Here is a 10,290-nt window from a genome sequence, read left to right as displayed (position 1 = left end):
CGCCCCCGCGTCCCCTCGGGGAGAGGGGTCACACAGCGGTCTCCCCGGGACCGATCCGGCTGCGTACGGCCGTCTGCACCTCGGCCTCCTCGGCCGGGTCGGCGGCGAGCCGGCGCAGGCGCTCGACGACGCGGGCGTCTCCCGTCTCGGCGTGCCGGGCGGCGATCTCCCGGGTGGTCTCCTCGCAGTCCCACAGGCACTCGACCGCGAAGCCGGTGGCGAAGGAGGGGTCGGTGGCGGCGAGGGCCCGGGCGGCCCGGCCGCGCAGATGGGAGGAGGCGGTCTCGCGGTAGACGTGGCGCAGCACGGGGGCGGCACAGGCGATGCCGAGCCGTCCGGTGCCGTCCACGAGGGTCCACAGGGTCGGCGCGTCGGGACCTTCGCCCCGTACGGCCTCCCGTAGCGCCGCGAGGACCAGGTCGCGGTCCTGGGCTCCGCCCCGGCAGGCGAGGACGCGGCCGGCGGCGGCGCCCAGCGCGTCGGGCCGCCGGGCCCAGCCGCGTGCCCGGTCCACCGCGGCCGGCGAGCGCATCCGTTCGAAGGCGTCGACGGCGGCGTCCACGACGAACGTCGAGCCGGTGGCGACGGCGCCCTCGATCAGATCGAGGGCCTCGGGATCGTTGCCGTCGGCGAGGTACCTGAGGGCCGTGCAGCGGGCTCCCTCGGTGCCGTCCTGCGCCGCCCGGACGATCTCGGCCCGGTCCTCGGGGCCCGCCACGGCGGTCAGGCAGCGGGCGGCCGGCACATGGAGGGCGGCACCCCGCTCGATGCCCTGCTGGGCCCATTCGAAGACGGCCTGCACGCTCCACCCCGGTCGGGGTCCGGACGGCCGCATCTGGCGCTGCCAGCGGTCGAAACAGCCCGTCTCGTGGGCGGCACGCACGCGTGCGGCGACGGATTCGCGCGGATCCTCGGCCCACAGCCGCCAGGGCCGGGGCTCGAAGGCGTCCCGGACGGTGGCGGCCAGTTCGGCATCGCCCTCCGGGTCGGCGGGGAACCGGGCGAGGACGGGTGCGGCGAGGGCGCGCAGTCCCGCGTCGTCGTCCCTGAGGGCCAGTTCGTCGAGGGCCCAGGCCCAGTTGGAGCCGTGGGCGGCGTACCTGCGCAGCAGTTCGAGCGCGTCCCGCCTGCCGTAGGAGGCGAGGTGCCCGAGGACGGCGAGGGCGAGTCCGGTGCGTGACTCGTCGCCGTCGAGGACGTCCTCGGCGCAGAAGAGATGGGCCTCGACCTCGTCCAGCTCGCCGTTCAGGTCGAGGAAGAGGCGGGCGTAGTAGAGGGAGCGGTTCTCCACCTGCCAGTCGTGGCGGGGATCGCGCAGCACACAGTGGTTCAGCGCCGCCAGCGCCTCGGCGCGTGGGGCGGTGAGCGCGTGCAGCGTGCCGTCGCCGCGGCCCCGCTGAAGCAGGCCGAGCAGCGTACCGCTGGGCGCTATGACCGGATCGAACATGGGAAACAGCCTCACATCAAGCGTCGACGCAACCGGGGACGTGTACTACCTGGCCGCGCGACAACACGTCGGAGTGCCCGCCGTTTCCTGCTTGCTGTAGACCATCTCTCTCTGCCTCTCGTCGGTGGCCCTTGCGGACCGCTCACGGCCCGCGCGGTGCGGCAACACCTGCCCAACCATCACGTCCGTGAACCACGTCGTCATGATGACTCGGCACTCTCGTCTGCCGCGACCGAAATTTCGGCGGCCCTGTACCGCCTCCCCCGTTATCTGTGTTTTTGCTGGTCAGACCTGTCGGTTCAGTGCTCGCCGAACAGTTCGAGCAATTCCGTCCGGCCGAACATCCGGGCGGTGTCGACCGCCGAGGGCGTGCCGGCGGACGGGTCGGCGCCGCCCTCCAGAAGGGCCTTGATCACGTCCGATTCGCCCTTGAAGACCGCTCCGGCGAGCGGGGTCTGGCCCCGGTCGTTGATCCGGTCGGCCTCGGCACCGCGCTCCAGCAGCGCGCGCACCGCGTCGGAGTGGCCGTGGTAGGCGGCGAGCATCACGAGCGAGTCGCCCCGGTCGTTGGTGAGGTTGGCCGGGACACCCGCGTCGACGTAGGCCACGAGCGCCTCGGTCTGTCCCCGCCGGGCCAGATCGAAGATCTTGGTCGCCAGCTCCACGACCTCGGGGTCGGGGACTTCGGTCATCGGACGGACCGCCTCTCCACTACGCATCGCCTCCGGTGCGTACACCTGCGAGGGGCGCAGCCGTACGAGTGAATCGCCAGGGTACTGGCTCGCGCGGCACATGACCCGATGTGCCCGAGGTAAAGATCAGCACAGATCCGGACAAGCGCAACAGCCCGGCTCCACCGAGCCCGGGACCACTCCGCCACACGGGGGAAATCATCCTAATTTCACCCAGTTGCACCTTTTATCGTATGGATACATCCTGTGAGCCTGGAAGTACTCATGGTGACTGTCCCCGCGAACCAGGAGAACTCAAATGATCCTCTCCATCTCAGGCGTGGTCCTGCTCGGCATCGTCGTCTTCATCTTCTTCCGCAAGGACGGACTGAAGGCCTCGCATGCCGTGGTCGCCATGCTGTTCGGCTTCTATCTGGCGAGTACGGCGATCGCTCCGAGCATCAAGGCGGGCGGCGAGAGCCTGGCGAGCCTCCTAGGCGGAATCAAGTTCTGACATCCCCGTCCCCCGTACGTATCCCGCCCGTACGCACTCACTGGAGGCAGTAGTGGCCCGGCGCCCCCTCCCCCGCATTCTGAGCAACGGCAGCGCGCAGCTCGCCCGGAGCCGGGAGCTGGCCCGGACGGCCGCCGACAGCGCCACGGATGTCCTCCACCCGCTGATCACGATCACGCGGGGTCTGCGCCGGCTGGCAGCGGCCGGGCGGCGCAGATGGACCGAGACCCCCAAGGAGCGACGGGGGGCGCTGCTGTTCCTGGTGGCCTCCGTGGTCCTGGTCGTGGCGCTGGTGCCGTACGGACCGCTGCTCGCCGCCATCACCTTGATGGCGGCGGCGGCCTGGCAGGGCCGGGACCGCTCCGAGGCGGCGTCCGACGGGCCCGACGAGTCGCAGACCCAGCGGCTGAAGTCGCTGTACGAGGCGCTCGTGCCGTACTTCTCCGCCGCCGAGGACCCCGAGCCGCTGTACTCCCACGGCGGCGCGTGGGACAAGGCCTTCCCCACCTACGCCTTCGACGGCGGCGGCCGGATCTCCCAGCTGGTGGTGCGCTACCCGGCGTACTTCACCGACGGCGAGGCCGAGGCCCGCGCCCGGATCGAGCACCTCCTCGCGGCCAAGTCGGGCCGTGGCCGCGAATACCACTTCACGTGGGACGAGGAGGGCAACCAGTTGACGGTCGGCGTGCTCCTGCCGCTGCCCGTCGACATCGCCGCCCAGCGTTTCGTCACCACCCCCGGCGAGACGGTCCTGGGCTTCACCGACCCCACCCGGGTCCAGCGCACCCTCCCCGTCACCGTCGGGGAGAGGCAGCGGGACGTGCCGCCGGTCGTCTGGCGCACGGGCCTGCGCTCCACCGAGCCGCACCTGCTGGCGCTCGGCCAGCCGGGCAGCGGCACCTCCACCCTGCTGCGGTCCATCGCCCTGCAGGCCCTGCTCCACGGCGACGTGGTGATCGTCGACGGCGGGGGCACCGGCGAGTACGCCTGCCTGACCGGCCGGGACGGGGTCCTGGCCGTGGAGGCCGGGCTGGCCGGGGTCACGGCCAGTCTGGAGTGGGTGGCTACCGAGACGGAGCGCCGCCTCATCGCCGCCAACCGGGCCCACCAGGAGGGCGACCCGCCGCCCGACGACACCAAGCGCCCGCTGTGGGTCCTCCTCGACCGCCCGACGGCGTTCACCCATCTGGCCACGGCCGACGGCCGCAAGGATCCGCAGTCCCTTCTCCAGGTCCCGCTCCGGCACGGCCGCCCGGCGAACGTGACGGTGGTCGTGGCCGACCAGCTGGACAGCCTCGACGCCCTCAGCGAGCCGGTGCGCCAGCACACCCGCGCCCGCGTGGTCCTGGGCCCCGCGACGGCGGAGCAGCTCGAGTCGGTCCTGGGCGCGCCCCCGCACACGACGCCGATCGACGAGCTCCCGCCCGGCCGCGGCTACGCCCGGCTGGGCAGCGGCCCGGTCCACCGCCTCCAGGTCCCGGCCACCCCGAACCCCTACGACGACGCCACGCCGGACGCCCTGTGCGAGGCGGTCCTGGCCCTTCTCCCGCCGCGCACGACCCCGGCGGACGGGGAGACGATCCCGGAGCAGGACCAGCCGGAGGGCGAGCCGGAGCCGGTGCCGGCGGAGGGGGAACCGGAATCCGTGCCGGTGGCTCCGGAGGCGCCGGAATCAGACCCGGAGACGGCGCCCGTCCTGACCAAGGAACCGCTTCCGAACCCGGTGCCGGTGCTGACCAAAGAGAAGTAGCCACTGCCACGGGCCGCTGGTCTGGAGCCGCTCGGCCACAGGCAGGCCACGGGCCACGGGCCGCCGGAGGCGCACCCCCGGCGGCCCCGTCGTCCCTCACGCCACGAACGTTCGCGGCGCCTCCGCGTTCCCCACCGCACCGCTCTCCACCAGCCCCGCCGCAGCGGCCAGCCGCGCCGCCGCCTCCTCGGCCACGGCCCCGCCGACGGTGAACGGCAGCCGCACATACCCCTCGAACGCACCGTCCACCCCGAACCGAGGCCCGGACGGCACCCGCACCCCGACGCGCTCCCCCGCCTCGGCCAGCCGCGAACCGGACAGACCCCCCGTGCGCACCCACAGCGTCAATCCACCCCGGGGCACCTCGAACTCCCACGCGGGCAGCTCCCGCCGCACCGCGGTCACCAGCTCGTCCCGGTTCGCCCTCGCCTGCGCCCGCCGCACCTCCACGGCCTGTTCCCAGCCCCCGGTGCCGAACAGCCAGTTCACGGCCAGCTGCTCCAGGACCGGCGTACCGAGATCGGCGTACGCCCGGGCGGCGACCAGGCTGCGGATCACGTCCGGGGCCGCCCGCACCCACCCGATCCGCATCCCCGCCCAGAACGCCTTGCTCGCCGACCCCACCGTGATCACCGTGGATCCGGCCGGGTCGAACGCGCACACCGGCCGCGGCATCCGTACGTCCGGGTCGAGCCACAGCTCGCTCATCGTCTCGTCGGCGATCAGCACCGTCCCCGCGGACCGCGCCGCGTCCACCAGCCGTCGCCGCTGGTCCTCGTCGGCGAGCGCACCGGTCGGGTTGTGGAAGTCGGCGACGACGTACGCGATGCGGGGCGCGGCGTCCCGCAGGACCTGCCGCCAGCGGTCCATGTCCCAGCCGGTGAGCCCCTCGGCCATGGCGACGGGCACGAGCCGGGCCCCGGCCTCCCGCATCAGCTGGAGGATGTTGGCGTAGGAGGGCGACTCGACGGCGATGCGCTCGCCGCGACCGGCGAACAGATGGCAGATGGCGTCGATCGCACCCATCGCCCCGGTCGTCACCATGATCTGCTCGGGCATGGTCGGGATCCCTCGCGCGGTGTACCGCTCGGCGATCATCGCCCGCAGCGCGGGCAGCCCGGCGGGGTAGTCGCCGTGCGTGTGCGCGTAGGGCGGCAGTTCCTCCAGCGCGCCCTGGACGGCCCGGGTGAGCCAGGGCTCGGGGGCGGGCAGTGCGGCGCACCCGAGGTCGATCAGCGATCCGAGGGCCTCCGGAGGGAGGGGCTCCAGTCCCCGCGCGGGCAGCGGGTTCCCGGCCGGGACGGCGGTCCAACTGCCCGCGCCCCGGCGGGACTCCAGAAATCCCTCGCCGCGCAGCGCCTCGTAGGCGGCGGCCACCGTCGTACGGCTGACGGACAGCAAGAGGGCGAGTTCGCGTTCGGCGGGCAGCCGGGCGGCCACCGGAACCCGTCCCTCGAGCACCAGCAGCCGGATGCCGTCGGCGAGCGCGCGGTAGGCCGGCGGCCGGCGCGAGCCGGGCCCCGCCGGGCGGTCCTGCTGGGAGCTGAGAAGCCGGGCGAGCTGCGCCGCACCCACGGCCGAGGTCCACTCCGCCATCGAAATCAGTCCACCTTCCCCGGATTGGCCATGGATGGCCTCTCCATCCAAGCCACATGGTGGCATGCATCAGTCCACTACCACCACAGGGGGGCACATCATGTCCACGCGGGGGCACCTCGCCCGGCGGCTCGTCCAGCTCTACGCCGGTCTCGCGCTGTACGGCGCCAGTTCGGCACTGCTCGTCCGGTCGGGGCTCGGACTGGAGCCGTGGAACGTGCTGCACCAGGGACTCGCCGGGCGGACCGGGCTGTCGATCGGTGTCGTGCTGACCCTGGTGGGCGCCGGGGTGCTGCTGCTCTGGATCCCGCTGCGCCAGCGGCCAGGCCTGGGCACGATCTCCAACGTGCTGGTCATCGGCATGGCGATGGACGCGACCCTGGCCCTGGTGCCCGACGCGCACGGCCCGGCGCCGCGCGTCACGCTGATGGTGGCGGGGATCGTCCTGAACGGCGCCGCGACCGGCCTGTACATCGCGGCCCGCTTCGGACCGGGCCCGCGCGACGGCCTCATGACCGGACTGCACCAGCTCACGGGCGTCTCGATCCGCCTGGTCCGTACGGGCATCGAGCTGGCGGTCGTGGCGACCGGCTTCGCGCTGGGCGGCACCGTCGGGATCGGCACCCTTCTGTACGCCCTGGCGATCGGCCCCCTCGCCCAGGCGTTCCTGCGCGTGTTCGCCGTCCCCCCGGCATCCGGCGGCAGCACGGCCGTTGCCACCGGTCAACCCCGAGGGGCGATACTGCGTCCGTGACCCCGCGGATACGCCACCCCTACCTCGACCACCCCGGCCCGATCGCCTTCGCCCACCGGGGAGGGGCCGCGGACGGACTGGAGAACACCGTGCGCCAGTTCCGGTGCGCGGTCGCGGCCGGTTACCGGTACATCGAGACGGACGTCCACACCACCCGGGACGGCAAGCTCGTCGCCTTCCACGACGCGACCCTGGACCGGGTGACGGACGGCGCGGGCCGGATCGCCGACCTGCCGTGGCAGGAGGTCCGGCGGGCGCGGGTGGCCGGCGGGGAACCGCTGCCCCTCTTCGAGGAACTCCTGGAGGCGTTCCCCGACGTGCGCTGGAACGTGGACGTCAAGGCGGAGAGCGCCCTGCTGCCCTTCCTGGACCTGGTCGGGCGGACGGACTCCTGGGACCGGATCTGCCTCGGTTCGTTCTCCGAGGCACGTGTGGTGCGCGCCCAGCGGCTGGCCGGCCCGCGCCTGGCGACGTCGTACGGCACCCGGGGCGTGCTCAACCTGCGGCTGCGCTCCTGGGGGCTGCCGGCCGCGGTGCGCCGCTCGGCGATCGCCGCGCAGGTCCCCGAGACGCAGTCCGGCATCCAGGTCGTGGACCGGCGCTTCCTGCACGCGGCCCATGCGCGCGGGCTCCAGGTGCACGTGTGGACGGTCAACGACCCCGAGGGCATGCACCGGCTGCTCGACCTGGGCGTGGATGGCATCATGACCGATCACATCGACACGTTGCGCAAGGTCATGGAGGACCGCGGCGTCTGGGTCTGAGACCCCGGGCCCGTCCCCTCTGCGCGTTCACGGGGAAGCGAGGGGCGCGGGTGGGCAACGACACCGTGCGGACGCCGCCGGCCGACGGGGCCGCGGAGCGCAGGAGCGAACAGCGCGGCTGGTACTTCTACGACTGGGCCTGCTCCGTCTACTCGACGAGCGTGCTCACCGTGTTCCTGGGCCCCTATCTGACGTGGGTCGCCCAGTCCGCCGCCGACGCCGACGGGTACGTCCACCCCCTCGGCATCCCGGTGCGCGCCGGGTCCTTCTTCGCGTACTCGGTGTCCCTGTCGGTGATCGTGGCCGTTCTCGTGATGCCCCTGGTGGGTGCCGCCGCCGACCGCACCGGCCGCAAGAAGCCGCTCCTCGCGGCCGCCGCCTACACCGGGGCCACGGCCACGGCGGCCATGTTCTTCCTGGAGGGCGACCGCTATCTGCTGGGCGGTGCGCTCCTGGTCGTCGCGAACGCCGCGCAGTCCGTGGCGATGATGCTCTACAACTCCTACCTGCCGCAGATCGCCCCGCCCGAGCAGCGGGACGCGGTCTCCTCCCGCGGCTGGGCCTTCGGCTACGCGGCGGGTTCGCTGGTCCTCGTCGTCAACCTGATCCTCTACACCGGGCACGAGGGCTTCGGACTCTCCGAGAGCACGGCGGTCCGCATCTGCCTGGCGTCGGCCGGCCTGTGGTGGGGTGCGTTCGCCCTCATCCCGCTACGGCGGCTGCGCGACCGCAGGACCGCCGGGCGGGAGGCCGCCCTCCCGGGCTTCCGGCAGCTCGCGGCGACCGTCCGCGACATGAGCCGCCACCCGCTGACGCTCGCCTTCCTGCTCGCCTACCTCGTCTACAACGACGGCATCCAGACGGTGATCTCCCAGGCCTCGGTCTACGGCTCCGAGGAACTGGGCCTGGAACAGTCCACCCTCATCGGCGCCGTGCTGCTGGTGCAGGTGCTGGCGGTGGCGGGCGCGCTGGCCATGGGCCGGCTGGCCCGGGTGTACGGGGCCAAGCGCACGATCCTCGGCTCGCTGGTCGCGTGGACGGTGACGCTGGCGGCCGGGTACTTCCTGCCCGCCGGTGCGCCGGTGTGGTTCTTCGTCCTGGCCGCCGGGATCGGTCTGGTGCTCGGCGGCAGCCAGGCGCTGTCCCGCTCCCTCTTCTCCCATCTGATCCCGCCGGGCAGGGAGGCCGAATACTTCTCGGCGTACGAGATGAGCGACCGCGGCATGAGCTGGCTCGGGCCGCTGCTGTTCGGGATCACCTACCAGCTGACCGGGAGCTATCGGGACGCGATCATCTCGCTGGTGGTCTTCTTCGTGCTCGGCTTCGCCCTGCTCGCGCGCGTTCCGGTGCGGCGTGCGATCCGCGAAGCGGGGAATCCGGTTCCCGACAGGATTTAGCACTCGGAGCGAAAGGGCTGTAGTGTACGCGTTTGGCCTGCCAAGCGGACCGTTACTGCGCGTCAAAGATGCCGAAACGCTGGGTTATATCTGCTATCAGATGTGACAAACCGGGCGCTGGTGGGTACAACAAGGGCGGCTACGACGGCGACGCATGACCCGGAACGGGACTCGGAACGGGAATCTTTACCGCCGACCGGACGTTGACCGGATGACGACGACAGCGACACCTGTCCTGTGGGCGACAAGCCCGGGAGGCACGATTCATGAGTGAGCGAGCTCTTCGCGGCACGCGCCTCGTGGTGACCAGCTACGAGACGGACCGCGGCATCGACCTGGCCCCGCGCCAGGCCGTGGAGTACGCATGCGAGAAGGGGCACCGGTTCGAGATGCCCTTCTCGGTCGAGGCGGAGATCCCGCCGGAGTGGGAGTGCAAGGTCTGTGGGGCCCAGGCACTCCTCGTGGACGGCGATGTCCCTGAGGAAAAGAAGGGCAAGCCCGCGCGTACGCATTGGGACATGCTGATGGAGCGGCGCACCCGTGAGGAACTCGAAGAGGTCCTCGAGGAGCGCCTGGCGGTTCTGCGCTCCGGTGCGATGAACATCGCTGTTCATCCCCGAGACAGCCGCAAGTCGGCATAGTCCCGCGCAGGGCCTGGCCGAAGTAACAGCGCAGCGGAAGACCGCGGGCGCCGTACGAGAAGTACGGCGCCCGCGGTCTTCCGCATGTCCACGACCCCGGTGCGGCTCGTGCCCGGGTCGGCTCAGTGCGTCAGCGGCGGGCGCGGCGGCTGCGGGGCGTCCCCCGGCTCGTCCCTGATGACCTCGCCCTGGACGACCTTGCCGTCGGGCTGATGCATACGGGCCTGCTGGAAGGCGCCGCCGAGGGTGCCCGGTCGGGCTTCCCGGAGCTTGCGCTCGAACGTGCGCTCCGCCGAGCGGCTCACGACCTTCTGCACCGGCGGCAGCAGCAGGAGCAGGCCCACCGCGTCCGACGCCAGACCGGGGATGATCAGCAGCAGACCTCCCAGCATCATCAGGCCGTTGCCCTCGCTGCCCGGCCGGGCCGCTTCCGGCATCACACCGCTCTGCTGCTGTTGCAGTGCCTCGGAGAGCTTGCGGAAGGCCCGCCGTCCGGCCCGCTTGATGACGACCGAGCCGGCCACCAGGCCCGCCAGCAGCACGAGGAAGACCACCAGCCCGTTGGTCGCCCCCGCGACCAGCGTGAGCAGCCAGATCTCCAGCACGAGCCACGCGGCGACGCCGAGCGGCAGGAGCGTACGCAGCCGGGAGCGCTTGGGCCGGGCAGGGGGCATCGGGGTCTGGGCGCCAGTCGTCATGCGTCCAGTGTGCCTGGCCCCGGCTCAGCACGGGATAAGGCCACCATCAGCTGTTTCT

General features: G+C 72.3%; 10 protein-coding genes. 6 read left to right on the top strand and 4 right to left on the bottom strand.

From position 1 onward, the window contains the following. Positions 1 to 28: 28 nt before the first annotated feature. Both K4G64_RS21715 and K4G64_RS21710 read right to left on the bottom strand, forming a co-directional pair. Entirely contained in the window at positions 29 to 1,447 is a 1,419-nt protein-coding gene (locus tag K4G64_RS21715) for a HEAT repeat domain-containing protein (RefSeq protein WP_221757689.1), read from the bottom strand. Positions 1,448 to 1,746: 299 nt separating this feature from the next. Beyond that, positions 1,747 to 2,139, bottom strand: a complete 393-nt coding sequence (locus K4G64_RS21710; RefSeq protein WP_062925708.1) for an ankyrin repeat domain-containing protein — start codon at positions 2,137 to 2,139, stop codon at positions 1,747 to 1,749. 298 nt (positions 2,140 to 2,437) lie between these two features. On the opposite strand from K4G64_RS21710, the gene K4G64_RS21705 reads away from it, so the two are divergent. Then, entirely contained in the window at positions 2,438 to 2,632 is a 195-nt protein-coding gene (locus K4G64_RS21705; RefSeq protein WP_030843336.1) for a hypothetical protein, read from the top strand. Positions 2,633 to 2,684: 52 nt separating this feature from the next. Further along, on the top strand, positions 2,685 to 4,382 hold the full coding sequence (locus tag K4G64_RS21700; protein WP_308122453.1) for a hypothetical protein: 1,698 nt from the start codon (positions 2,685 to 2,687) through the stop codon (positions 4,380 to 4,382). Positions 4,383 to 4,478: 96 nt separating this feature from the next. Here the strand turns inward: K4G64_RS21700 and K4G64_RS21695 are convergent, their stop codons facing one another. Next, positions 4,479 to 5,978 carry a PLP-dependent aminotransferase family protein gene (locus tag K4G64_RS21695; RefSeq protein WP_221757688.1) on the bottom strand — a complete coding sequence of 500 codons (1,500 nt, stop codon included), beginning with the start codon at positions 5,976 to 5,978 and terminating at the stop codon, positions 4,479 to 4,481. Between the two features lie 100 nt (positions 5,979 to 6,078). On the opposite strand from K4G64_RS21695, the gene K4G64_RS21690 reads away from it, so the two are divergent. The 4 genes from K4G64_RS21690 to K4G64_RS21675 all read left to right on the top strand — a co-directional run bounded on the left by K4G64_RS21690 (position 6,079) and on the right by K4G64_RS21675 (position 9,534). After that, the gene (locus K4G64_RS21690) at positions 6,079 to 6,732 is read left to right on the top strand and encodes a YitT family protein (protein ID WP_260460769.1); all 654 of its coding nucleotides are present in this window, start codon (positions 6,079 to 6,081) and stop codon (positions 6,730 to 6,732) included. Further along, positions 6,729 to 7,496, top strand: coding sequence for a glycerophosphodiester phosphodiesterase (locus K4G64_RS21685; RefSeq protein WP_221757686.1), 768 nt, complete (start codon positions 6,729 to 6,731; stop codon positions 7,494 to 7,496). The genes K4G64_RS21690 and K4G64_RS21685 overlap by 4 nt, the downstream gene beginning before the upstream one ends. A gap of 50 nt (positions 7,497 to 7,546) precedes the next feature. Further along, positions 7,547 to 8,893 (top strand): MFS transporter, encoded by a 1,347-nt coding sequence (locus tag K4G64_RS21680; RefSeq protein WP_221757685.1) that lies wholly within the window; start codon positions 7,547 to 7,549, stop codon positions 8,891 to 8,893. Between the two features lie 266 nt (positions 8,894 to 9,159). Further along, on the top strand, positions 9,160 to 9,534 hold the full coding sequence (locus K4G64_RS21675; protein ID WP_030247095.1) for an RNA polymerase-binding protein RbpA: 375 nt from the start codon (positions 9,160 to 9,162) through the stop codon (positions 9,532 to 9,534). Between the two features lie 122 nt (positions 9,535 to 9,656). Here K4G64_RS21675 and fxsA read toward each other — a convergent pair whose 3' ends face one another. Beyond that, entirely contained in the window at positions 9,657 to 10,232 is a 576-nt protein-coding gene (gene fxsA / locus K4G64_RS21670; RefSeq protein WP_221757684.1) for an FxsA family membrane protein, read from the bottom strand. Positions 10,233 to 10,290: the final 58 nt, after the last annotated feature.

The organism is Streptomyces sp. WAC04114 (genome assembly GCF_019733245.1).
Classification (GTDB): Bacteria; Actinomycetota; Actinomycetes; order Streptomycetales; family Streptomycetaceae; genus Streptomyces; species Streptomyces massasporeus_A.
Note: the sequence above shows the minus strand (reverse complement) of the source record. Positions and strands in the feature narration are given on the sequence as shown.

What these genes read in the sequence shown, in the direction of transcription:
- K4G64_RS21710 (WP_062925708.1), bottom strand. Translation starts at nt 2,139, where the DNA reads ATGACCGAAGTCCCCGACCCCGAGGTCGTGGAGCTGGCGACCAAGATC.
- K4G64_RS21705 (WP_030843336.1), top strand. Translation starts at nt 2,438, where the DNA reads ATGATCCTCTCCATCTCAGGCGTGGTCCTGCTCGGCATCGTCGTCTTC.
- fxsA (WP_221757684.1), bottom strand. Translation starts at nt 10,232, where the DNA reads ATGACGACTGGCGCCCAGACCCCGATGCCCCCTGCCCGGCCCAAGCGC.
- K4G64_RS21675 (WP_030247095.1), top strand. Translation starts at nt 9,160, where the DNA reads ATGAGTGAGCGAGCTCTTCGCGGCACGCGCCTCGTGGTGACCAGCTAC.
- K4G64_RS21695 (WP_221757688.1), bottom strand. Translation starts at nt 5,978, where the DNA reads ATGGCGGAGTGGACCTCGGCCGTGGGTGCGGCGCAGCTCGCCCGGCTT.
- K4G64_RS21715 (WP_221757689.1), bottom strand. Translation starts at nt 1,447, where the DNA reads ATGTTCGATCCGGTCATAGCGCCCAGCGGTACGCTGCTCGGCCTGCTT.
- K4G64_RS21690 (WP_260460769.1), top strand. Translation starts at nt 6,079, where the DNA reads ATGTCCACGCGGGGGCACCTCGCCCGGCGGCTCGTCCAGCTCTACGCC.